Source organism: Erwinia sp. PPS120, from assembly GCF_047918655.1.
Taxonomy (GTDB): domain Bacteria; phylum Pseudomonadota; class Gammaproteobacteria; order Enterobacterales; family Enterobacteriaceae; genus Erwinia; species Erwinia tasmaniensis_A.
The window spans coordinates 129,829-153,689 of the sequence record NZ_JBLREF010000037.1 but is presented as its reverse complement, the minus strand read 5'-3'; the positions used below and the strand labels follow the sequence as shown (position 1 = coordinate 153,689).

Here is a 23,861-nt window from a genome sequence, read left to right as displayed (position 1 = left end):
TTTACTTTCGTGATGGACATCACCCTTGATTGCAAAGTCTGAATGACATAGGGTCAATGTTCATAACCAAACGATAAGTGGGTTAATTATTCAGAGTTGAAGCATTGAGCATATCATGCGCCATTGATGCTCACGGGCAGGGGAGAAGGTCTATGTTGACGCGGGATTTCTTATTAAAAGCGGATTGTAAAACGGCTTTTGGCGCCATTGAAGAATCGTTGTTATGGACCTGCGAACAGCGGGCTACCTCGCTTGCTGCCACGCTGGCCTGTCGTCCCGACCACAGCCCGGTATGGATTTTTGGCTATGGCTCGCTGATGTGGAACCCTGTGTTTGAGTCAGAAGAGGCGGCGGAAGGTACGCTGAGCGGCTGGCACCGTGCCTTTTGCCTGCGTCTCACCGCCGGACGAGGGACGGCCACGCAGCCCGGACGCATGCTGGCCCTGAAGGATGGCGGACAGACGACGGGCGTGGCGTTCAGGCTGCCGGAGCAGACGTTACATGAAGAACTGACGCTACTCTGGAAACGCGAGATGGTGACGGGCTGCTACCTGCCCACCTGGTGCGAACTGGCGCTTAACGATGGGCGACGTGTTACCGCGCTGGCCTTCGTGATGGATCCGCGGCATGCACTGTATGAAGCCGATACCTGCCCAACCACCACCGCCCCGCTGATTGCTCAGGCCAGCGGCCCACTGGGCAGCAATGCGCAATATCTGTTTTCACTTGAGCAGGAACTGAACAAGCGTGGACTCTATGACGACTGCCTGACCGGTCTGGTACAGCGCGTTCGTGAGCTACAGCAGTGCCACGTCGGGCGGGTGGGTTGACCCCACCCCAGTCAGCCTCCAGGATTAATCAACCAGGTGCCTGCCCGATTGATCTCCACCTGCTGGGCATGAACGCCATCGCTGGAATGCACCTCTATTTTATACTGCCCCGCTGCCAGATTGAGCGAGGCATAGCCGCTGTTATTGGGCTTTACCTCTACCGGCGTGCCATTCAGCGTCACCGTTTCACCACGGGCCAGCCTCAGATAGACCGTTGCCAGCATCGGGGCGGAATGGGGCACAGAGGCGGTGGCCGATGCACTGACCGCCGGGGAAGAGGATGTGGTTCCTGATGGAAAGGCAGACTGCTCTGCGTGCTCTGTGGGGCCGCCCTGGCTGAGCATAGACACCAGCGCCACCACTGCCACCACGGCGACGCCGCAGACGATCAGCAGCGGTTTGGACAGTTTGCGCAGTCTGACCGGGATATCTGTCGAAACCGGTCGCGCAACCGGGTTGATGATCACGGCCACCGGCTCGGGGTCGGCCTCCAACAGCGGCTCAGGCATGTCCTCCGCCAGCCTCAGGTGCGACGGCGCGCTAACCAGCTCTTCGACGGTACTGACCGGTAGCTCAATCAGCGCGGCAAGCTCATCAATTGACTGAGGCCTGTCCTGGGGTTTCATCATCAGTGCCCGATCAATGGCGTTGAGCAGTGACAGGGAAAAGCCTGCCGGACGCAGCTGCGTTAGCGGCTGATAGCGGTCCTCAATACAGCGCACCACGCTAACCGGCGGCGGCGCCCCGGTGACCAGCGTGTGCAGTACGGCACCGAGCGCATAGATATCAGTCCATGGTCCCTGGTCGCTGTCGCTCTCCTCGCTGTACTGCTCAATGGGGGCGTAGCCGGGCTTAAGCATAATTTCGGTCTGGTCGGAGAGGTTACCAATTTCTTTTCGGGCCGAGCCGAAGTCCAGCAGCACCGGCAGCTGGTTATCCTGGATTTGAATATTATCCAGCGAGATATCCCGATGCAGAAATCCGCCCTGATGCAGGGTATTGATCGCGCCAAACAGCGGCGGCAACAGCTGCCGTATCCAGGCATCATCAATCGACTCCGGCCTGGCCGACTGCCAGGCTTTCAGCGTGGTACCGCTGTAGTACAGCGTCCCCATGTAGGCGGTGCCGTTCTCCTCCCAGAAACGCAGAACGTGCAGCAGGCCAGGATGATTAAAGCGCGCCAGCAGGCGTGCTTCGCGTATAAAGCTGTTCAGGCCAGCGGCGAAGAGTTTCTGGTAGCGCTCTCCTCGCAGAACAATCTCTAGATCCTCCCCACGCGAAGCGAGCGAGATCGGCAGATATTCCTTTATGGCAATAGTGCGTTCAAGCAGGTGATCCCATGCGCGATAGACAATCCCGAAGCCGCCCCCGCCAATCACTTCTTTAATCTCAAACTCGTTAAAACGGTGGCCCGCCGGAAGGGCGCTGGGCACGTTTCTTGTCTTTTCATTCGCCGACATAGTAACCACTCTCTAAGTGCGGGTCAGTTAACGGTGCGCCAGGCACCAATTGCCGGATCGGCCAGATCGGCATGCAGGTCATCAACCAGCAGCACGGTAACTTTCGTTTTCGAATCGATAATCGCAGCCCAGGCTTTGCGCATCGCTTCCACGCGCGTCCTGACTGCACCAGCGTCCGTGGCCTGGCGTCTGTCCATTTTTACCAGCAGGGTGCCATCAAATGACCAGACATGGTGGACCCTGTTGAAGGGCAGCAGCAGCCAGCTGTCCGGCGCCCCCTTACTGCTGACGACCAGCCGCTGGTTATTGGCAGCCGTGATATCCAGCGATCCCGCCGTCGGATGAATATTTTGCAGCGGAAAACCCTGGTAAAACTCTACATTTACCGGCTCACTTTTGCCGCCATAGGAGAGCGTCAGTTCGCTTTTGCCTTCCAGCCACCCCTCAGTGGAGCAGCGCAGGCCTTTACCATCCGGGATAAACAGCGACTGGCCTGTTTTATCCCACCAGGTGCGGAAATGACAGCCGCCGGGCAGGTCAAAGTGTTGTAAAGGCTCGCCGTTAGCCGGCTGCGACAGGTCCAGCGGCTCGGCGTTGCTGGCAGTGGCCGCAGGGGTGCCGTCCGCCAGCACGATAGGGTGCCATTTTTGCTCTTTTGCCGCCGTTCCCGTGGCCAGCACGGCCCCGGTCTCTGTGGTCATCTGCCAGGGCAGCTCAAGAAGCTTGCTACACTGGTTCTGTAGCAGATTGCCTACCCTGGGCAGGAAGGTGTTCAGCACGCTGGACTCACTGGCCTTACCTGAGACGATACGCAGGTGAATACTCTCATGGCACCAGTCTTCAGGTGCGTTGCTGTCAACGTTGTCGATATACACCTCCAGCGCGAGGCTGGGCGAGTAAACCGCACGATAATCCTCTGCCTGTGCGGCGGCAGCAAATAACACTATCAGGGTGGCAGGCAACCAAAATTTCATAGCGTTCCTTGTGGTGACTTACGCGGCGGCAGAAAGCGAGCGGAATCCGCCATGGATTGAAAAAGGGTGGTTTCCTGCGGTGAGCCGATCCACACCGCAACGGCGCTCAGATTGTCATTTTTCTCACTGCGATTGATCGCTTTCTGCATCAGCGCCAGCCACTCCTGCGGAGAGTTTACCATCCGCAAGGCCTGCTCCATTTCCTGTGACGTCAGACTGGACCAGAAACCATCGGTACAGAGTAAAAAAACGTCGCCATCCTCAAGCGGCATCACTTCGCTGTAGCTTACCGGCTGACTTCCCGCTACGCCGAGCGCATTATAAAGTAAATTACTGTTAATTCCGGTATTTTCATATCCCGCATCCTTCATCTGTTGAACCAGACTATGATCGCGCGTGACCCGATGAATAAACCCCCGGCGGAAGTGATAAATGCGGCTATCCCCGGCATGAACCCACCATGCTCGCGGGTCATCCCGGTTAATAAACAACGCCGCGAGGGTGGTGCTCATATGCTCAAAATTCGGATTATTCTGCTGCGCCTGGTGGATGGCGTGCTCGGCGATGGCGATCCAGCCTGCGGTCTCTTCCGGGTTAAGCGGAGCATCAACGGCTAAGGCAGCAAGCAGGGCATCCCGGGCAAGCTGAGCCGCTTTCCCTCCTCCTTCCCGACCCGCAACTCCGTCACAGACCAGAAAACAGGCACGGTGCTCACCCGGCAGCGCGCCTGTTTCATCCTGATTGGTTTCGCGCCCGCCCGTTTGCGAGGTCGAGGCAAAATTAATGTTCATTTTCATCCGGTTGCATTTGCGAGTCTTTATACTGATTCACTTCCATATCATACGCCTGGAGAAAGGCTTCGCCGAACAGCGTATGAAAGTCATCTTCAACCTCTCCCGATGTCTTCTGATAATGGCGCATGAAATAGTCCCACATCGCGGCTTTGCGGGTGAGGCTCAGGCCCAGGCGCGACAGGTTACCGTCGCGCTTCGCGTTCTCTTCCATACGCTGAGGATTAAACGATTGCAGCATGGCGGCAATGATCGCTCTGATACCGGCAATCATTCCCAGCTGGTGCGCCTGTAGATCGACCAGCGCATCCCTGACCGCCTGTTCCGGAGGCATAAAGCCCGGCATCTGGCTCTGATAAATCTGCATCAGGACCGTTTTTCCGGAAGGCAGGATCTTAAACGGATTGTTGGCTTCGTTGAGGATCATGGTCATCTCGGCTTTCACGCCCCGCTTGAGGATGGAACGGGAGGAGAGCAACGCCACCGTCCCCTGCGAGAACAGGCTGAGCATGCGGCCGGTAATGCGCATCTGATCCTCGGTCACCTGGCTTTTACCCGGGCCATAATCCAGCCCCATTCCCTCCATCAGCGCGGCCAGCAGGTGCTGCTCGTTACCCTGAATAGAATAGTGCTCAGCCGGAGAAGCAGTATGGCTGACCGGGTCGATCCCCAGCCGGGCGGAGTGCTGGCGGGTCGTGCGGGCAGCCAGCTGCTCGGGACTTAAGGCATCGACCGGATGAATGACGATCGGCGCCTCTTCATCCAGGATGCCCAGCGGATCGTCGCCGGATTCGGGAAGGGGGGTAAATAATGAGAGCGGGTCGAGAGGGTTTTGTGATTCGTCATGCTCGCGAGCCGGGTCACAGACGGCGATTTGATAATCACCAATACCCAGCAGATCGCCATGCTGAAGCGTCGTCTGGCTGCCGCGCGCCAGCGGAGTATGGTTGTGCAGCACGGCAATCACGCTGCCGTGATTAGTCAGACGACATTCGCCGTTGCAGGTAACCTGCACCACCGCCTGCAGGCGTGATATCGCACGTTCGGCATCGGGCAGCACCAGATCGTTATCAACGCTGCGTCCAATTGTACCGCCGGGCGAAACAAAATCGCAGGCGGTAACGGGCACCTCGGTGCGGCTTTCAACAATGGTAAATCGCATTCGCTTTTCCTGAGCCAGGGCCATAAGGCCAGCTAACACTACTCAAACATCGGTGGATAGAGTCCATTTCGCCCCGGCTGCGCTACGGCGGCCGGGTCGAACAGTTGCGAAAATAATTGTGCGGTCAGATTGCCACTGTGCTTATGGCTGGCCAGCGGATATCCATCGCTCTGGTTTGTCCACCAGTAGCTGGTGTACTGCATCGGATCGAAACGGAGGGCGACCTCGCGCCATGCCAGCGTGCAGGGCAGATCCTGATAGCCAAGCACGTCCATAATATCCGATCGACCGGTATCAGGAAGGGCCAGCGGCGTCAATGCGGAAAGCGCGGCTTCCAGCCGATCGGGGGAGGCTGACTGGCCCACGGCCTGAAAAAGGATGCCCCCCAGGGCACGGAACCACTCTCCTGAGACCGCCAGCTGGGCAGGGTGCCACAGGCTAACCGGTACGCTTTGTAACGCCACCAACGGCCAGGTTCGACCCACGCGATCGCCGGAGGGCACCAGGCAGCCAATCTGGATCCGCTGCACGCCCAGCGTAGCGGGCAGGGCAAAATTCCAGACCGGGGCGCGACGAAAGAGTTCGCTGCCCCCTTCACTGTACTGGTGCCAGTGGGCCATGCCCAGCTGAAACCAGTTAGACCAGCTTGCTACCGTGCTCGCTGACAGTCGGCGCTGCAGAAAGTCACCGGTTCCAGGCAGTTTGCCATACCATCCCAGATCATATTTTTCTGACATCGCGATGGCCTTATTCATTAGGGATCAATTACTGCGAACCCTGTTCGGCGGCGGGCGCAGCAGGCTGAGGATCGGTACCGTTCAGTTTTAGCGACAATCGTCCCATTATCAGAACATTGTCCCGCGCATAGGGCGACGTCAAAATCTGACGGTCAAGCAGCTGGCTGAGGTGCCAGTCAAGCTGCTGCAGCTGGCGCGTGGTCACGTCGGCAGGCAGGCTGCGCTGAAGATTTTGCATCACCCAGCCGCGCAGAAACTCACCGTCATAGCTTCTGGGCTGATAAAGCATCTGATAAGCGCGAAGTGCGTTACGGCTGAATTCGCTATCCTGACCATTATCATTACGCAACGTGGCGGTGATCGACTGGGCCACGCGCGGCAGCAGCAGCGTTTTCAACGCATTCTGATAAATACCCCAGGCGGCATCGCTGACCTGATTGCCCCGGTAGAGACCGGCCCGCATGCTCAGAGGCGGCGAATCCAGAGAAAACTGGCTGCTTTGCGGCAGGGCGATAAGGCTGTTTAAAAAGGGTAGCAGATCCAGAATATCACCGCTGTTATTGCTGACCAGCCTCTTTGCCTGCTGATTTATCGGCTTTAACCGCATTTCAACCTGCTGCAAATATTGCTGATTTTTATAGTAGCTGGTGCTCCACAAAAGGGTGGCGATCACCAGCGCCAGCGCCAGCGAGGCATAGCCTGCCCAGTGTAGCAGGCGATTTCTGTGCTCCCACGAACGGTCGCTTCCCGCCAGGCCGCTCTCCGGAAAAATGATGCCGCTTAGCAGCTGGTGGATAAAATAGCCCTGTCCCTTATTTGCCGGAATAGGGGCGCTGCGATTGACCTGGTCCCAGCTGGCAATAGAGTGGGAGCCGGGTTGGGGCAGCTGTAGCTTGCGGGTAAGCTGGCCCATAATACGGTCGAATGGCAGACCTTCCTGCGTTCCGCTGGTGAAAAACACCCCGCGTACCGGCCAGGAGACGGGCGCGTTATCGGCAGAAAAAACGATATCAATATACTCCGCCAGCAGAGGACGCAGCGTGGCGAACTCCTGTGGGAACAGAAAGCTCTCTGCGCGCTGGGCGAAATCCTTCTCTTTCGCCATGAACCCCGCCAGGTTGTCCATCAGGCGGCTGGAGAGCGCCCTGAACTGGCTGTCAAAGAGGGTGTTAAGGGCGGGCTCGCTCTCTCTCTGCGCACTCCACGGAAAGGTAAAGCCCCAGACCTGTTCGCGCTGCTCCTTTTCCAGCCCGGAAAAGTAGCTCATGAAACCCTTCAGCAAATCAGTTTTCGTCACCATGACGTAAACCGGAAAATGAATGCCGGTTTGCTGGTGCAGCTCCGCCATGCGCTGGCGCAGTGCAGTGGCCTGAGCGAAGCGGGCCTCCGCCGAGTCACTTAGCAGGTCGGCCACGCTGATGGTCATAATCACGCCGTTAATCGGCTGACGCGTACGGTAGCGTTTCAGCAGCGTGATAAAGGTTTGCCATTCGCTGGCATCCCGTGCCCGCTGACTTTCCTGAAGCGTATAGCGGCCTGCGGTGTCAAGCAGCACGGCTTCGTCGGTAAACCACCAGTCGCAGTGGCGCGTGCCGCCCACGCCGCGCAGCGCGGTCTTACCCAGGCTGTCGCTTAGCGGAAACTGTAAACCGGAGTTGATTAGCGCCGTCGTTTTACCGGCTCCCGGCGCGCCCACGATCATATACCAGGGCAGCTGATACAGATGCTGTGCGCTAACGCGCGAAAGCCAGCCCTGTGGTTTTTTCTGCGGACGGGTGGGGAAATGGGCTTTTTTCAGCAGGGTGGCCGCTTCATTAAAGCGGCTGCTTAACAGCGCTTCCGTGGCGGCCTGTTCAGCATGATCGACGCTCTGTTTTTGCAAATTAGTCAGCAACTTATTGTTGAACCAGCTGCGATAGAGCTGGGGAATAAGCTGAAACATGATCCACAGAAAATAGCATATCCCTATTGCCACCTGACGATTCATGCTGCTTTCAAGCCAGTGCATACCGCTGACCGAAAACAACGGACCGATAATCCAGATCAGCGCCGAGAGCGCGGTGATGCCGACAAAACTCCACATCAGTCGGCTTAAGAACAGGGTAGAGAGGGTGCCTGGCATCAGTTTTTCCCCGTTTTGCTGGTGGTGCTGGCCTGTATCTGCGGCGCAGGAAGCAGCGTGATTTCCACCCGTCGATTTAGCGTGCGATTCTCAGTGCTGTCGTTTGGCAGCAGCGGGCTGCTGTCGCCACGTCCCTCACCCCGGACGGTATGGCCGGACTGCTGCATCTGCTGATGTAGCCGGGCGGCGATCGTCTGAGCCTGGGCCTGAGAATACTCATAGTTCGAGGAGTAATGGCTGCTGCGGGCAGGGCGGTTATCGGTGAAAACGCTGACCAGCACGCGGCCCGGGATGCTGTCCATGGCCGCTGCGACCCGGGAGATAATCGCCTGTCCCTGAGGCGTCAGGTCGCTGCCGTTACGGGAAAAGAGCGTATCCAGGGGGATAATCACCCTGCTGCCTTCCGTACCATCCGTTACGTCCAGCTGGCGGGCGGAGATCAGATCGGTCAGCCGGGCGCGCAGATCCAGCAGAGCCTGGCTGGACACACTGCGACGGCCAATTTCTCCCTCAGGCAGCGGCGTTTCCCAGATGGCGCGCAGCAGAGGCTCAGCCGCATTACCCAGCCGCCAGTTCAGCCCGGAGTAGATCAGGCAGGCGATAAAGGCGGTCAGCATGATACAGGCCCAGAGCGGGGCGGGAGGACGCCACAGGGTATGCTGAACAGTGGGAAGCAGCGGCTGCATGGCGGGGAGTGGGGGCTGTGCGCCGCGCGTATCGGCAATCAGAAGTCCCAGTCGGCTGCGCACCGCGTCACGCTGAATGCGACCCTGATCGATACTCCGGTAGCGGCCTTCATATCCCAGTAGCAGAATGTAGTGAATAATCTCCAGCAGCCATAAATGCTGCGCAGGCGTTTGTGAAATCCGGGACAGGAGCTGGAAGACCTTCTCCCCGCCCCAGCTTTCATTATGAAAGGTGATCAGCAGGCCATTACCGGACCAGATGCCGCGCGTTCCCCACGGCGTTTGCGCGGCGGCTTCATCCAGGACGCTGCACAGGCAGTAGCGGGCACCCATAATCATATCGAAGGGCAGCCCAGCTCGCTTGCTGCGGGCTTCAAACTGGCGGATCTCATCAATCAGCTGCTGGCGCAAACCGGCGGGGTCGTCGTGCGTTGCCGACAGGCGAATTTGTACAATCGCATTCAGCAGCGGCGAGGCGGCGGCAAGCAGCGGATTATCCTGGCTGACAGAGGTTGGGAGGTCGGTCGTATTTTCCAGTGTCATCAGGATATCACTGTCTCAGCCAGGGGGCAGCTGCGGGGCAGCCACCCTGTGCTTATCATCGAATAGAGAATCATCACCAGTCCTGACTCACATTGATCCGGGGTGAAGCAACATCTACTCCAGAATCCACGTGGCCGTGCTGTTATTGCGACAGGCTTTACTCTGCCCACCGACATCCACACAGACTTTTTTCGCATTCGTATTTTTGCGCGGGCGCGGACGATCGCTCTGCACCGTTGCATCGTAAAGGTCCGCCTTTACGCCAGCCTTAAAAGGAACGTAGCCGATAAGCTGCTGGCTGTCGTCGTCAGCAATTGCCAGCCAGTGGTTTTCAACTTCACCCAGCACGGTAAAGGGCTTGCCATTGTCGAGATAGCGTATAATTTTTCCGCCAAACTCCGGGCGAGGCATCACCGAGGCACCGTATAGCGCCCGGTAAGTTTCATTCACTGGCGTAAAGGCATGGGGTGCCTGAACGGCATAGCGATGCGTCAGCCTGACGCCGTCAACTTCACTGGTCACCAGGGTGTCATCCGTCACAGCGGGGGGAGGCGTTTTACACCCGCTCAGGGTCAGTGCTGCCAGCAGGGTTAACGCAATGCTTGTTTTCACAGTGCTCCTCGTGAGTCTCATCAGTGAGTCTGATAATCCAGCGGTTTAAAAATGATTTTTTTACCGGCAGGAGAAAAAACCGCACTCAGCCGCACAAAAAATCATTCACGTTTACAGAAAGATAAAACCGCAGCCAGTTTACCTGACACTTTTGGGATTGGGAACCATTGCGGCCCGCAACATTACATGTTATTGCGGGCCAGATAAGAGGGTGCATTGTTGTTGCTTAAGCCTGAAAAATCGCCAGGGCTACAGACCGTTGCCAAAGCGGCCAGTCAGCCCCGTGGCTCCCAGCACATGTCCCTTAAGCCTTGCCATTAGCGCGTCTCGCGTGAGCCCCTCGGGGAGCGCATCAGGCGCAAGATCGGTCGCGATAAGCGTGAAGTTATAATGATGCGCGCCGCTGCCTGCGGGGGGACAGGGGCCAGCGTAGCGTCCCAGGGCTATTTTTGCCGCCGGTGAAGCCCTTACCCAGGGCGAGCTCGCCCTGAGAAAACTGCGTCCGCTGTGGGGAAATGTTGTAAGCAACCAGATGATCGACGCCAAGACCTTTGGCACCCACCGGATCGGTTATTGTCAGCGCAAAGCTATTGGTCTTCGCGGGGGGAGAGGACCAGTTCAGCGCGGGAGAGATGCCGTCACCGGTGCAGCTGTCGTTGCCGGGGGTGTTACCGGCAAACTTTTTTGCCAGCAGTGCGTTATCGTTAAAATCGGGCGACGCCAGAGTAAAAATCGGCGCGGCACTGACCGTGCTGGCACAGAGCAGCAGTGAAGCAGAGAGCACTATTTTCTTCATCAGATAACTCCTGTACGGGTTGAAATAAAGCCTGGATCATAATCCCGTTATCCACCACCGTAACTGCGATCGTCTGACACGGAATGATATCCTCTCTGAACCTTCGCTGCTTTCAGCGTGGCACTGCCCGCGCAGTCAGAGAATATGCTAAAGTAAACGACAAATGATTTTGTGAGATACCCTGCATTTTTAATTAGAAAACTGTGCTAGGAAAATTAGTGAGGTTATGAGCAGACTCAATGCCCTTCATCTGTTGTTGAACCGCATACCGATGCTGGCTTTATTCACCGCGGCCATCGTTTGTCCTGACGTTCGGGCGATGACGACGGAGACGCGGGTTGCCGACGCGCCCTTTGACGATCCTGCCAGGTTCAGCGATCTGAGCGCGTCGCTGCCCGAGCTGGGCGGCACGACGGCGGGAGACAGCGCCACCGAAAAGCGCATTGCGGAAGCGGTGAAGAGTATTGGCGAGGCCAGTATGGACAGCGATTCCGACAAATCGCTGAGTAATCAGGCGGGCCAGTGGGCGTTTAATCACTTCCGCGATGAGGCTGCCCAGCGGGCTGAGAATGGAGGAGAGCGACTCCTCTCTCCTTACGGTCATGCCGATCTGTCGCTGAAAGTGGATCTCCATGGCAGCTTTTCGGGAACCTCGGCTCAGCTGGTTACCCCCTGGCAGGACAACTATCAGTATCTGACCTTTAGTCAGGTGGGTATTGAACAGACGGATTATGGCGTGGTGGGTAATGCTGGCGTGGGACAGCGCTGGCTGGCGGGCAACTGGCGGCTGGGGTACAACGGTTTTATCGACCAGATGTTTGAATCCCATCAGCAGCGAGGCTCGCTGGGCGCTGAGGCCTGGGGTGACTTTCTGCGTTTTTCCGCCAACTATTATCAGCCGCTTTCCGGCTGGCGGGATCGCAGTGAATATGGGCAAATGCGCCTCGCGCGCGGGTACGATATTACCAGCAAGGGCTATCTGCCTTTCTATCGTCAGCTGGGCGTGTCGCTGAGCTACGAGCAGTATCTGGGTAACAACATTGACCTGTTTAACAGCGGCACCCAGGGCAACAATCCGTCGGCTATCGAGCTTGGCTTAAGCTATACGCCGGTGCCGCTGTTTACCTTTACTGCCTCCCATAAAACTGCCGATACCGGTGAAACGCAGGATCAGTTTGGTTTAAAAATGAATTACCAGATTGGCGTCGCGCTGAGCAAACAGCTTTCGGCCGACAATGTCGCGGCCGCCCGCTCGCTGAGCGGTAGCCGCTACGATGAGGTCAACCGCAATGACACGCCGGTGATGGCCTTTCGTCAGCGCAAAACGCTGTCAGTATTTCTGGCTACGCCGCCGTGGCAGGTTCAGCCGGGCGAAACGCTGCCGCTTCGGCTACAAATACGCAATGCTAACCCGCTTAAGGCCCTTAACTGGCAGGGCGACACCCAGGCGCTAAGCCTGACGCCGCCGGGGAACAATCTTGATCCGCAAGGGTGGAGCATTATTATTCCGGCCTGGGACAGCTCCCCTGATGCCACAAATACATACCACCTCTCAGTCACCCTCGAGGACAGCAGGCAGCAGCGCGTGACCTCGAACTGGATAACGCTTAAGCTGGTGCCGCCGGTCACGCTGCAGGACGATCGGACGCCGACTTTCGATCTGATGGCACCCTAGGTGATGCTCATCCTGCCGCTGTGATGGGCGTCCGGCCTTAAGGGATGCTCAGCCTTTCGATATGAGGGGCCTGGCGGTGAGATGCCGCCTGATTGTCTGGCGTGGGAGAAGCCTGTGTGAGAGATGCTGTCAAGATTGCTGAGGCTAAAAATGTGAGTAAAATCACAAAAAAACGCTGTGAATAGTCAGGGTAATTTGCCAGAATTTCAAAAAACACCACGCAGCCGATTACTATGATCCTTCGCCCATCGCGTCACTGGTTTGTCCGTCTGTTCTCCTGGCACGGTTCCGTGCTGCCCGGCATTCTGTTCCGACTTGCCCTTAATCTCCTGATGTCGATTGTGGCGATATTCTGCCTCGACTGGTACGAGACGCTGGGGGTTAAGCTGACCCTGGCACCGTTCAGCCTGCTGGGGGTCTCCATCGCCATCTTCCTGGGCTTTCGCAACAGCGTCTGCTATGCGCGTCTCACCGAAGCCCGTCAGCTCTGGGGTGGCCTGCTGATTGCCAGCAGAACCCTGCTGCGCCAGGTGCATGCGATTTCACCGGCGGATGCCACGCGGGTCACCGCGCTGCTGATGGCATTTTGCTACAGCCTGAAACACCAGCTGCGACGGACCGATCCACGGGAGGATTTGCAGCGCTATCTCGGGGATGAGGCCGAAGACGTCCTGCGCCGCCGTGCGCCGACTAACGCTATCGAAATGAAAATTTCCCAGTGGCTGGGCGATCTGCGCCGCAGCGGTGCGGTATCCGATATTGTCTTTGCCCAGCTGGATAACAGCATCCACCAGCTTTCTCAGGTACTGGGTGGCTGCGAGCGGCTGGCCAGCATGCCGCTGCCGTTTGCCTACGGTCTGCTACTGCATCGCACGGTTTACCTTTTCTGTACGCTGCTGCCGTTTGCGCTGGTGCCGGATCTGCACTATATGACGCCGCTGGTATCCGTGTTTATCGCTTACAGCTTTCTCTCGCTGGATACGCTGGCCGAAGAGCTGGAGATGCCCTTTGGCTACGCCAATAATCACCTGCCGATGGACGCCTTGTGCACCAATATCGAAATCAACCTGCTGGAGATGAATAACCAGCGCGACCTGCCGGCTACGCCCGTCCCCGACGCGCACTATCGTCTGACCTGAGCCTGAACCTGAACCTGAGCCTTAGCCTTAGCCAGAGCCAAAGCCAAAGCCAGGACCAAAGCCAGGACCAGGGCTGACTAGCGCCAATGTTTAAAGCCCTGGCCTGATGCGCACTATTGCTGATCTCAGGCCGGAGTAGACCCTTTTCACGCCCCTAATCATTCTCGCGGCTGCAATCATTTTCACAGCCCCGACCCCTCTCACGCCTGCGATCCACCTCATGCCTGAGACCATGCTCATGCATGAAACCATGCACGCGCCTGAGACCATGCTCATGCCTGCGACCCGCTCGTGCCTCCAAACAGTGCAATACGCGTCAAACAGGTGCATAACTCCCTGAATTGAAGGCGCCAATCTCTGCCCCGATCACAAAAGCGATATTTTATTTTATGAATGCATAAATCCTCTCTTTTTTATTCGGCAAACCTGCGCCTGTCGTAGTTTTATTCACTTTTTATGCATTATTAGTGAATAATGATGGCCGGTAACTTATTGATATTGTGTCAGGTAAAGTGATTTATGCAATTTATTCGCTGGCTGGCATGAACTGTGCAAATTACAGTGAAGCTGTGATGAATCATTTTATTAACATAAATTAAACCTTTAGTTCACCTTTCGGTGGGCGCTGAAAACAGAGGCCGTCATGCAATCAGAAGTTACCCGCGCAAACTTTGACCAATGGATTGTTCCTACCTATGCCCCTGCCGGCTTTATTCCCGTACGTGCATCGGGCTCAACGCTGTGGGATCAGCAGGGGAAGTCGTATATTGATTTTGCGGGCGGCATTGCCGTTAACGCGCTGGGCCATGCGCATCCCGAACTACAGCAGGCGCTGGTACAGCAGGCGGCGCAGCTGTGGCATACCGGCAACGGCTACACTAATGAACCGGTGCTGAAGCTGGCGAAAAAGCTTATTGACGCAACCTTCGCCGAGCGCGTGTTCTTCTGTAATTCCGGGGCCGAAGCGAATGAGGCGGCGCTCAAGCTGGCCCGTAAGGTGGCTCATGACGCCGTGGGCGAAGAGAAGAGTGGCATCGTTGCCTTCAGTAATGCCTTTCATGGCCGTACGCTGTTTACCGTCACCGCCGGGGGCCAGCCGGCTTATTCAAAAGACTTTGCCCCGCTGCCCGGCGGCATCCGCCACGCGGTCTTTAATGACCTGGCCTCTGCGGCAGCAATGATCGACGACGCAACCTGCGCGGTGATCGTTGAACCCATTCAGGGCGAAGGCGGCGTGGTGCCTGCCGAGCCGGCTTTTCTACAGGGGCTGCGTGAACTTTGCGACACGCATCAGGCCCTGTTGATTTTTGATGAAGTCCAGAGCGGCGTTGGCCGTACCGGTTCGCTTTACGCCTATATGCATTACGGCGTGACGCCAGACGTGCTGACCACCGCGAAGGCGCTGGGTGGCGGTTTTCCTATGGGCGCGATGCTCACCACGGAAAAGTATGCCCGCGTGCTGGGCGTTGGTACGCACGGTACCACCTATGGCGGTAACCCGCTGGCCGGGGCTGTGGGCGGCAAAGTGATGGAGCTGATTAACCGTCCGGAGGTGATGGCAGGCGTTGCCGAGCGCCATCGCTGGTTTGCTGAAGGGCTGAATGAGATCAATCAGCGGTTGCATCTGTTCAGCGAAATTCGCGGCCTTGGGCTGCTTCTCGGCTGCGTGCTGAATCAGGATCACAGCGGCCAGGCAAAAGCGTTCAACCAGGCTGCCGCACGCGAGGGGCTAATGGTATTAATTGCTGGTGCCAGCGTCGTCCGCTTTGCGCCTTCGCTGATTATCAGCGAAGGCGAAGTAAAAGAGGGGCTGGCTCGCTTTGAAAAAGCCTGTCTCGCGGTAATTGCAGGAGCCCAGTCATGATGCTTATTCGCCCGGTTGAGCATGACGATCTCGCGCAACTGCTGCTGCTGGCGGGCAAAACGGGCGGCGGCCTGACATCACTGCCTGCCGACAGCGCCACCCTGGCGGCACGTATCGATCGATCGCTGCTGACCTGGCAGGGTGAGCTGCCGCGCGCCGAACAGGGGTATGTCTTTGTGCTGGAGGAGAGCGAAAGCGGCAGGGCCGTGGGTATTTGTGCGATCGAAGTGGCCGTCGGGTTGCAGGATCCCTGGTATAACTTTCGCGTAGGTACCCAGGTACATGCCTCCCGCGAGTTAAATGTTTACAACTCGCTGCCGACGCTGTCGCTCAGCAACGATCACACCGGCAGCAGCGAACTCTGTACGCTGTTCCTCGATCCTGATTACCGCAATGGCAAAAACGGCTATCTGCTGTCGAAATCGCGCTTTCTGTTTATGGCCGCCTTTCGCGATCGCTTTATGCAAAAAGTGGTGGCTGAAATGCGCGGCGTAATTGATGAACACGGCCACTCGCCGTTCTGGGAGAGCGTAGGCAGCCGCTTTTTCTCCATGTCCTTCAGCGAAGCGGATTATCTGTGCGGCACCGGTCAGAAGGCGTTTATCGCCGAGCTGATGCCGAAGCACCCGCTTTATCTGGATTATCTGTCGCCAGAGGCGCAAAGCGTGATTGGCCAGACTCATCCGCAAACCGCCCCCGCCCGCGCCGTGCTGGAATCGGAGGGTTTCCGCTATAACGACTACGTTGACATTTTTGACGGAGGCCCGACGCTGGAGTGCGATATTGACCGCGTCCGGGCGATTCGTAAAAGCCATCGACAGAGGGTCGAAGTGGGGGAAGAGGGCAGTGAATCTCTGCCCCTGTGCCTGGTCGGTAACGATCTTTATCAGGAATTCCGGGCGATCCTGGTGAACGCCGATCCCCGCCAGGAAAGCATCACTCTCAGCCCCGAGCAGGCAGAAGCCCTGCGCTGCCAGCCGGGCGACAGTCTGCGCGTAGTTACCCTAAGCCCTGAGGAGAAAAAAGCATGACGCACTACATTAATGGACAATGGCTGACCGGGGCCGCAGAAAAATTCACTAAAACCGACCCGGTCAGCGGTGAGACGCTGTGGCAGGGCCAGGCGGCAAGCAAAGGCCAGGTCTCCTCCGCCTGCGAGGCGGCCCGCGCAGCATTTGTGGGCTGGGCGCGGCGGCCGTTTATTGAGCGGCAGGCCATTGCGGAGAAGTTTGCCGCGCTGCTGGAAAAGCACCGCGAGGATCTGGCTACAGCGATTGCGCAGGAAACCGGTAAGCCCCGCTGGGAAGCCCGTACTGAAGTACAGGCGATGATCAATAAGGTGGCGATTTCCGTGAAGGCCTGGCACGCGCGCACCGGGGAAACCCGCTTCGGCGAAAGTGCGTTACGTCACCGGCCGCACGGCGTGATGGCCGTATTCGGTCCCTATAATTTCCCGGGGCATCTGCCAAATGGCCATATTGTGCCCGCCCTGCTGGCCGGGAATACGGTGGTCTTCAAGCCGAGTGAACTGACACCTGTCACCGCAGAAAAAACCGTCCGTCTGTGGATAAGTGCCGGGCTGCCTGACGGGGTGATAAATATGGTGCAGGGCGGCCGGGATACTGGTCAGGCGCTGGCGCAGGATCCGCAGCCAGACGGCCTGTTGTTTACCGGCAGCGCCGCGACCGGTTTCCAGCTTCATCGCCAGTTTGCCGGGCAGCCGGATAAAATGCTGGCGCTGGAAATGGGGGGGAATAATGCCCTTATTGTCGAGGACCCGGAGGATATTGATGCCGCCGTGCATATTGCTATCCAGTCGGCCTTTATTACTGCCGGGCAGCGCTGCACCTGTGCTCGCCGCATGCTGGTTAAGCGCGGTGCGCAGGGTGACGCCTTTCTGACGCGATTAGTTGAAGTCTCAGGGCGCATCCAGACCGGCCGCTGGGATGACGAACCCCAGCCCTTTATGGGCAGCGTAATTTCTCTTCAGGCCGCGGAGCGCATTTATGGTGAATGGCAAACGCGGGTAGATGCAGGGGGTAAGGTTTTGCTGCCGATGCGCTGGCCCGATCGCAGCAGTGCGCTCCTGACGCCGGGCATCATTGACATCACCTCGTTAAAAAACGTGCCGGATGAAGAGGTTTTTGGCCCGCTGCTGTCAGTGATCCGCTATGACGATTTCGATCAGGCGATCCGTCTGGCGAATAACACCCGCTATGGTCTTTCATGCGGCCTGATCTCCCCGCAGCGTGACCTGTTTGATCGTCTGCTAATTGAAGCCCGCGCCGGGATCGTTAACTGGAATAAGCCCCTGACAGGGGCAGCCAGCAGCGCGCCGTTTGGCGGCATTGGCGCTTCCGGTAATCACCGCGCCAGTGCGTTTTATGCCGCTGACTACTGTGCCTGGCCGATGGCCTCGCTGGAGTCGGACAGCCTGACCTTACCCGCCCAGCTCTCTCCGGGCCTGGATTTCACCTCTGATGAGGAGCCGCAATGAGCACGTGCGAGGTTAACTTTGACGGATTACCAGGGCTGACGCACCACTATGCCGGGCTGTCGTTTGGCAATGAAGCCTCTACCCGTCATCAGCACCAGGTGTCAAATCCGCGACTGGCTGCCCAGCAGGGCCTGTTAAAAATGAAGGCGCTGGCGGATATGGGCTTTGCGCAGGGGGTGATTCCGCCTCATGAGCGGCCTAACGTCGCTGCACTGCGTCAGTTAGGCTTTAGCGGCAGTGATGCGCAGGTCATCGCGAAGGCAGCGTCGCAGGCGCCGGCACTGCTTTCGGCAGCCAGTTCGGCGTCAGCGATGTGGGTAGCCAATGCTGCCACTGTCTCCCCTTCGGCGGACAGCGCCGACGGGCGCGTGCATCTGACGGTAGCCAACCTCAATAACAAGTTCCATCGGGCGATGGAGGCACCCACCACGGCGGCGCTGCTGCGGGCTATTTTTCGAGATCCTGCGCACTTTACCGTTCATGATGCGCTTCCGCAGGTGGGGATGTTTGGCGATGAAGGCGCCGCTAACCACAACCGTTTCAGCGCTGGGTATGGCGAACCCGGCGTACAGCTCTTTGTCTATGGCCGCGAGGAGGGGAGGGGGGGGGGGGGGGGAGGGGGCTGTGGCGCGTGTCCCGGCGTCGGGGGTGGTGTGTTTTTCCCCCCCCCCCCCCCCCCCCGCTATCCCGCCCGTCAGACGCGTGAGGCCAGCGAAGCCGTGGCAAGGCTCCATCAGCTGGATGCCCGGCGGACTCTCTTTGCTCAGCAGGATCCCGAGGTTATTGATAAAGGGGTATTTCATAACGATGTAATCGCCGTCAGTAACCAGCAGGTGCTTTTTTGCCATCAGCGGGCTTTTCTCAATCAGCCCCGACTGCTGGACGAACTGAAAGAAAAAGTGCCTGGGTTTACGCCGGTGGTCGTGCCGGAAGACGCAGTGAGCGTGGCCGATGCGGTCTCCACCTATCTGTTTAACAGCCAGCTGCTGAGTAAGGCTGACGGCAAAATGCTGCTGGTGCTGCCGGAAGAGGCCCGACAGCATGCGGGCGTCTGGCGCTATCTGAGCGAGCTGGTGGAGAGCGGGGGCCCGGTGGATGAGCTGAAGGTCTTTGATCTGCGCGAAAGTATGTTTAACGGCGGTGGGCCCGCCTGCCTGCGCCTGCGGGTGGTATTGAACGAGGCGCAGTCGGCCGCGGTCAATCCGGCCGTGATGATGAATGACCGGCTGTTTACCTTGCTTAACGACTGGGTGGCACGTCACTATCGCGATCGCCTTTCCCAGGCTGACCTGGCCGATCCACAGCTGCTCACAGAGGGACGTCAGGCGCTCGATGAGCTCACAAAAGTGCTAAACTTAGGGAATGTTTATAATTTTCAGCAGTAACCACGGATGAAGCGACGCGCGTCTCCTGATGAGCCGCGCGTCTGAGCCTGATAAAGGAGCAGAAATTCATAACAAGGAGAATGCATGCTGGACCTGCTTACATTAACGCTTAACGGTGAACGTCCCTCTCCCCGCGCGGGCCGCAATGCTTTTATGCACTGGCAGTGGCTCGACGACGGTATTCTTGAAATCACGCCGCTGCAGGCGACTACCCGGGCGGTAGTTATCTCGGCGGGCATTCACGGCAATGAAACGGCCCCGGTTGAGATCCTCAATGCGCTGGTCAGTGAGCTGTTGGCGGGCAATTTGCCGCTGCTTCCTCGCCTGCTGGTGGTCTATGGTAATCCCACTGCGCTGCGGGCGGATAAACGCTATCTTCGCTGCGATCTGAACCGGCTGTTCGGCGGGCGCTGGCAGCAGTATGAAGACTGCATGGAGGCGCGACGCGCCTGGCGCCTTGAGCAGGCGATGGAAACCTTCTGGCAGGCGGGCAACAGCGATGAGGTCCGCTGGCATCTCGATCTGCATACGGCAATCCGCGGATCCTGGTATACCCGCTTCGGCGTTATGCCGATGCGCGAAACGCCGTGGCCGGAAGATTTCCTGCACTGGCTGGCCGCCGCCGGACTTGAAGCGCTGGTATTTCATCGTGCACCGGGTGGCACCTTCACCCACTACAGCTCCCGCCACTTTGGCGCCGCCAGCTGTACGCTCGAACTGGGTAAGGCGCTCCCTTTCGGCAACAACGATCTCAGCCAGTTCGCCGCGACGCATCAGGCCCTAAGAGCCATACTGACGGGAGGCAGCCTGCCCGGGGCGGGTGAACCGCCGCGCCGCTATCGGGTATCACAGCAGCTGACCCGCCAGACGGATGAATTCAGGCTGCATATGAGCCGTGAAACCCTGAATTTTACCGCCTTCCCTCAGGGAACGCTGCTGGCAGAAGATGGCGAAAAGCGCTACTACGTGCAGCAGGCGCGAGAATATGTCATGTTCCCTAATCCTGACGTTGCGCTGGGGCAGCGGGCGGGCCTGATGCTGGTTGAGGATAACGCGCATAATCAGGCGCTACGCTAGAGAGCAGCGCAATACCGCTCCACTTGTTACCTGTGCCGGTGACGCCATGCACATTTCAGACAGGGCGTGAATCCCTCCATGGATTCCTGCGTTCGACGGTCTGCTTAGCAGTATGATTCCCCCTGTAGCCCTGTCTGTAAGAGCGATTTAGGGCCCGGCGGCCCTTACTTTTTCCTTTCCCGCTATTTGCGGTTGTATTACACTTCTCCATTCTTTCTACATTAATCCCTTTAGATTCATACTTCTTAGCAATTCCTCACGATAGTCTTCGCATTCTCTTCATGATTGGCGCTAATTTGTCTTTTATGCTTTCAGGGCTTTACTCACGCTCAGCGTACTTGACGTTCAGCACACTAAACTGAGTTCCGACATCGCGACAACGCTGTCGCCTCAGAACCGAAAAGTAAGGATAAAAATGATGCGTAAACTCACTTCTACCGTAATCGCCATGACTCTGGCCCTGGGCGCCGCAAATATTGTTCACGCTGCGGCTGATACGCTGACCCCACCACCGGCCGGCGCCGACAAGCCGATGATGCACCAGCCCCCTCGTCATGGTGGACTGCATGAAATGTTTAAAGGGCTGAATCTGACCGATGCGCAGAAGCAGCAGATGCGTACCATCATGGACAACGCACACAAAGACATGAAGCGTCCATCGCTGGAAGAGCGTCGCGCAATGCATGACATCATCGCTTCCGACAGCTTCGACCAGGCGAAAGCCGAAGCCCAGGCAACCCGGATGGCGGCGGATGGCAAAGGCCGTGCGCTGAAGATGATGGAAACGCAAAACAAACTGTACAACGTGCTGACGCCTGAGCAGAAAAAACAGTTCAACCAGAACTTTGAAAAGCGTCTGGCTGAAAAACCGCACCACGAAGGTAAAATGCCTCCAGCTGACGATTAAGTCGTAGCGGTGTAATCCACACTTAGCGTTCGCAAATGGAAACCGCCGGCGCTGCCCACTCTCTTTTATCGGGACGTGGGCAGCGTCGGCGGTTTTTTGCTAGTACAACGTAACTATCGGGTACTTCCCGCTAATTACCGGCTTGCAGAGGATTTTATAGCCGTCACTGTCAAAACCTTTGGGCGTGGAGGTCAGCGCCGTCGCCGTCGCCAGATCCTCTACCGATCCCAGATAAAACCAGTTATTCACGATGTGGATCTGCGTCTGATTTACCCCTTTTTCAACCACGCCGACGGCACCTTCCCAGGGCCAGCACTGCAGGCGTACGCGCTCCAGCGCGGCCAGCAGGCGCTGATGGTGCGCCTCGGGTGACTCTTTACCGCAGCAGGCACCGGCACAACGCCCCAGGCTGGCGCGAAAGCAGGCACGGTTGCGGCTCAGATTCTCCAGCCCCAACAGCGCGAGACAGAGGTGCTGCTCATCGGCAATTTTTTGCAACGTCTCCAGCGCCGACCGGCGGCTGGAATAGAGTCCGAAGAGATCGGGCGTGTGCGAGAAGTCCAGCTCTTTGGCAAAGACCACGGTCGGTTTGTTCTGGCTGATATGCAGTGAACAGAGCTGACGATTCTTGCGCAGCCGTTTATTAAACAGCGGCTGCTGCACCTTAATCATCTGCGCCTCAAGCAGCAGCGCACCCAGCTCGCCCGCAGTCGGGATAAAGCTGACGTGGCGGGTCTGACGAAGCATTCTGGCTTCATCTGCCGTGCGAAAATGGGACATCACCCGGCTACGAATATTTATGCTTTTACCGATATACAGCGGCATCGTTTCACTGTCGCCATGAAAGGTGTAGACCCCGGGGAGTGAAGGTAGCCCTGCAAGTAAGGGGCGAAGATGTTCGGGATACTGATAGATAGCCGCTGGTTCAAATTCCAGGCGTTGAGCTGCTGCACGTCTGACCACATTGCACTCCGGTAACTGGTTACTTGTACAGTGTATCAGGGGTGGGGAGGATAAAAAAGCGTCTGTGCGTGCATTATGCCTGAACAAAGGGGGTGAACCGCGGTGGCTATGCGCAGGATTATGCTGATATAACGTCTGAAGCCAGAGCCTGGACCTGCTGCCCTGGCTTCAGTTTACTCCTCACTGACGCGAGGCTATTTCTTCCAGAAATCGTCAAAAACGGTGATGGGCGGGCGGCGTTTATGTTCCGTCTTCAGATACCAGCCTTCGATAGTTTTCGCTGCATCGGCAGCAATGGTTTTACCTTCGAGGTACTGGTCAATCTGCTCATAGGTGACGCCCAGCGCCACTTCATCCTGCAGGCCCGGACGGTCATCTTCCAGGTCGGCGGTCGGGTGTTTCAGATAAAGATGCTCAGGACAGCCCAGCGCTTTCAGCAGCTGTTTACCCTGGCCTTTATTCAGTCGGAACAGCGGATTGATATCCGTGCCGCCATCGCCATATTTGGTGAAAAACCCGGTGACGGCCTCTGCGGCATGATCGGTGCCCACCACCACGCCCGAGGTCACCCCGGCGATGCTGTACTGTGCCTTCATTCGCTCCCGGGCCTTTTCATTGCCCCGGACAAAATCGGACAGCGTCACGCCCGCCTCGCGCAGGGCTTTCTCACTGGCCAGCACCGCTTCTTTGATATTTACCGTCAGGACGCGGTCGGGTTTAATGAAATCAATCGCGTCCTGGCAATCCTGTTCGTCGGCCTGGATGCCATAAGGCAGACGGACGGCGATAAACTGATAGTCTGCGCTTCCTGTCTCCTCACGGAGTTCCGATATGGCGGTCTGACTCAGTTTACCGGCCAGGGTGGAGTCCTGGCCTCCACTCAGGCCCAGCACCAGCGTTTTGATAAAGGGATAGGTTCTGAGATAGGACTTAAGAAACTCAACGCTGTTGCGGATCTCCTGCTGAACATCAATAGCAGGTTTGACCCCCAGTGCTTCGATTATTTCCTGTTGCAAAGCCATTTGTATCTCCCGAGATTCATTGCCTTAATCAGGCAGCCGTGTTTTCTATCGTTGCGTTTAAGCTAACGCGGCTGGCGTGAAACAACAAGATTGAATTCCGATGTTTCCTTTATCTGTCAGCCACACGGCAACGGTGACAATAAGGAGAGGGAAAAGTGCGATTTTTTTTGCCATAAAGTTGATAAATCAGCATTTCTGTTCCAGGCTTAAGCTCACATGGAAAATAAAAGAGGAATAAAAACATGAAGAAGTTCGCAGGAGTTATTGGTGCTGCCGTGGTTTTAGCCGTTTTATCGGGCTGTTCGGCGTACGATCGCGCGGAAAGTTACGTTACCAAGCCAGTGGTACAGGACGTTAAAAAGGGTATGACGCGCCAGCAGGTTCGTGATATCGCAGGTCCGGCGTCAACCGAAATTACCATGGTCCACGCTCGCGGCACCTGCCAGACCTATGTGCTGGGTGAGCGTGACGGTAAACTTCAGACCTACTTCGTCAGCTACAGCGATACCGGTCGCGTAATGAACTACGGCTTCCAGAGCTGTAAAGAATATGACACCGATCCGCAGGTTTCGCAGTAAGTGTCTGTTGAGATAAAATAAAAAACGGTCACCGCGGTGAC

At 57.3% G+C, this 23,861-nt stretch carries 20 protein-coding genes and 1 pseudogene; 10 read left to right on the top strand and 11 right to left on the bottom strand.

What is annotated here, in order from left to right; genetic code table 11:
* The first annotated feature begins 152 nt into the window (after positions 1–152).
* Complete coding sequence (locus ACLRGG_RS18015) at positions 153–830, top strand: gamma-glutamylcyclotransferase (protein WP_416251049.1); 678 nt, start codon at positions 153–155, stop codon at positions 828–830.
* Positions 831–841: 11 nt separating this feature from the next.
* Here the strand turns inward: ACLRGG_RS18015 and ACLRGG_RS18010 are convergent, their stop codons facing one another.
* From ACLRGG_RS18010 to ACLRGG_RS17970, 9 genes and pseudogenes are all read right to left on the bottom strand, one after another.
* Entirely contained in the window at positions 842–2,290 is a 1,449-nt protein-coding gene (locus tag ACLRGG_RS18010) for a serine/threonine protein kinase (protein WP_416251048.1), read from the bottom strand.
* Positions 2,291–2,313: 23 nt separating this feature from the next.
* On the bottom strand, positions 2,314–3,264 hold the full coding sequence (locus ACLRGG_RS18005; protein ID WP_416251047.1) for a hypothetical protein: 951 nt from the start codon (positions 3,262–3,264) through the stop codon (positions 2,314–2,316).
* Positions 3,261–4,055 (bottom strand): PP2C family protein-serine/threonine phosphatase, encoded by a 795-nt coding sequence (locus tag ACLRGG_RS18000; protein ID WP_416251046.1) that lies wholly within the window; start codon positions 4,053–4,055, stop codon positions 3,261–3,263. The genes ACLRGG_RS18005 and ACLRGG_RS18000 overlap by 4 nt, the downstream gene beginning before the upstream one ends.
* A complete protein-coding gene (gene tagH, locus ACLRGG_RS17995) occupies positions 4,045–5,217 on the bottom strand; it encodes a type VI secretion system-associated FHA domain protein TagH (RefSeq protein WP_416251045.1) in 1,173 nt (390 codons plus the stop codon). Before tagH ends, ACLRGG_RS18000 begins: the two co-directional genes overlap by 11 nt.
* A gap of 38 nt (positions 5,218–5,255) precedes the next feature.
* Positions 5,256–5,954 carry a type VI secretion system-associated protein TagF gene (gene tagF, locus ACLRGG_RS17990; RefSeq protein ID WP_416251044.1) on the bottom strand — a complete coding sequence of 233 codons (699 nt, stop codon included), beginning with the start codon at positions 5,952–5,954 and terminating at the stop codon, positions 5,256–5,258.
* 28 nt (positions 5,955–5,982) lie between these two features.
* Positions 5,983–8,076, bottom strand: coding sequence for a type VI secretion system membrane subunit TssM (gene tssM / locus ACLRGG_RS17985; RefSeq protein ID WP_416251043.1), 2,094 nt, complete (start codon positions 8,074–8,076; stop codon positions 5,983–5,985).
* Positions 8,076–9,305 carry a type IVB secretion system protein IcmH/DotU gene (gene icmH / locus ACLRGG_RS17980; RefSeq protein ID WP_416251042.1) on the bottom strand — a complete coding sequence of 410 codons (1,230 nt, stop codon included), beginning with the start codon at positions 9,303–9,305 and terminating at the stop codon, positions 8,076–8,078. Before icmH ends, tssM begins: the two co-directional genes overlap by 1 nt.
* Positions 9,306–9,419: 114 nt before the next feature.
* On the bottom strand, positions 9,420–9,938 hold the full coding sequence (locus tag ACLRGG_RS17975; protein ID WP_416251041.1) for an SH3 domain-containing protein: 519 nt from the start codon (positions 9,936–9,938) through the stop codon (positions 9,420–9,422).
* A 228-nt stretch (positions 9,939–10,166) separates the two neighbouring features.
* Positions 10,167–10,713 (bottom strand): annotated as a pseudogene (locus ACLRGG_RS17970) (YbhB/YbcL family Raf kinase inhibitor-like protein).
* 271 nt (positions 10,714–10,984) lie between these two features.
* On the opposite strand from ACLRGG_RS17970, the gene ACLRGG_RS17965 reads away from it, so the two are divergent.
* The 8 genes from ACLRGG_RS17965 (at position 10,985) to spy (ending at position 21,257) form a co-directional block, all read left to right on the top strand.
* Positions 10,985–12,388, top strand: a complete 1,404-nt coding sequence (locus tag ACLRGG_RS17965; protein ID WP_416251070.1) for a YchO/YchP family invasin — start codon at positions 10,985–10,987, stop codon at positions 12,386–12,388.
* Positions 12,389–12,621: 233 nt separating this feature from the next.
* Positions 12,622–13,527, top strand: a complete 906-nt coding sequence (locus tag ACLRGG_RS17960) for a bestrophin family protein (protein ID WP_067703446.1) — start codon at positions 12,622–12,624, stop codon at positions 13,525–13,527.
* Positions 13,528–14,170: 643 nt separating this feature from the next.
* Positions 14,171–15,391 carry a bifunctional succinylornithine transaminase/acetylornithine transaminase gene (locus ACLRGG_RS17955; RefSeq protein ID WP_416251040.1) on the top strand — a complete coding sequence of 407 codons (1,221 nt, stop codon included), beginning with the start codon at positions 14,171–14,173 and terminating at the stop codon, positions 15,389–15,391.
* Positions 15,388–16,422 (top strand): arginine N-succinyltransferase, encoded by a 1,035-nt coding sequence (gene astA, locus ACLRGG_RS17950; protein WP_416251039.1) that lies wholly within the window; start codon positions 15,388–15,390, stop codon positions 16,420–16,422. Before ACLRGG_RS17955 ends, astA begins: the two co-directional genes overlap by 4 nt.
* Positions 16,419–17,888, top strand: coding sequence for a succinylglutamate-semialdehyde dehydrogenase (astD, locus tag ACLRGG_RS17945; RefSeq protein ID WP_416251038.1), 1,470 nt, complete (start codon positions 16,419–16,421; stop codon positions 17,886–17,888). Before astA ends, astD begins: the two co-directional genes overlap by 4 nt.
* Positions 17,885–19,273, top strand: coding sequence for an N-succinylarginine dihydrolase (locus tag ACLRGG_RS17940; RefSeq protein WP_416251037.1), 1,389 nt, complete (start codon positions 17,885–17,887; stop codon positions 19,271–19,273). Before astD ends, ACLRGG_RS17940 begins: the two co-directional genes overlap by 4 nt.
* A gap of 84 nt (positions 19,274–19,357) precedes the next feature.
* Positions 19,358–20,350 carry a succinylglutamate desuccinylase gene (astE, locus tag ACLRGG_RS17935; RefSeq protein WP_416251036.1) on the top strand — a complete coding sequence of 331 codons (993 nt, stop codon included), beginning with the start codon at positions 19,358–19,360 and terminating at the stop codon, positions 20,348–20,350.
* Positions 20,351–20,768: 418 nt separating this feature from the next.
* On the top strand, positions 20,769–21,257 hold the full coding sequence (gene spy / locus ACLRGG_RS17930) for an ATP-independent periplasmic protein-refolding chaperone Spy (protein ID WP_416251035.1): 489 nt from the start codon (positions 20,769–20,771) through the stop codon (positions 21,255–21,257).
* A 99-nt stretch (positions 21,258–21,356) separates the two neighbouring features.
* Here spy and cho read toward each other — a convergent pair whose 3' ends face one another.
* Both cho and nadE read right to left on the bottom strand, forming a co-directional pair.
* A complete protein-coding gene (cho, locus tag ACLRGG_RS17925; RefSeq protein WP_416251034.1) occupies positions 21,357–22,220 on the bottom strand; it encodes an excinuclease Cho in 864 nt (287 codons plus the stop codon).
* 194 nt (positions 22,221–22,414) lie between these two features.
* Entirely contained in the window at positions 22,415–23,242 is an 828-nt protein-coding gene (gene nadE, locus ACLRGG_RS17920; RefSeq protein WP_416251033.1) for an NAD(+) synthase, read from the bottom strand.
* A gap of 242 nt (positions 23,243–23,484) precedes the next feature.
* Between nadE and osmE the strand changes: the two genes are divergently transcribed.
* Positions 23,485–23,820: an osmotically-inducible lipoprotein OsmE gene (gene osmE, locus ACLRGG_RS17915; RefSeq protein WP_416251032.1), complete on the top strand. Its 336-nt coding sequence runs from the start codon at positions 23,485–23,487 to the stop codon at positions 23,818–23,820.
* The last annotated feature ends 41 nt before the right edge of the window (positions 23,821–23,861 follow it).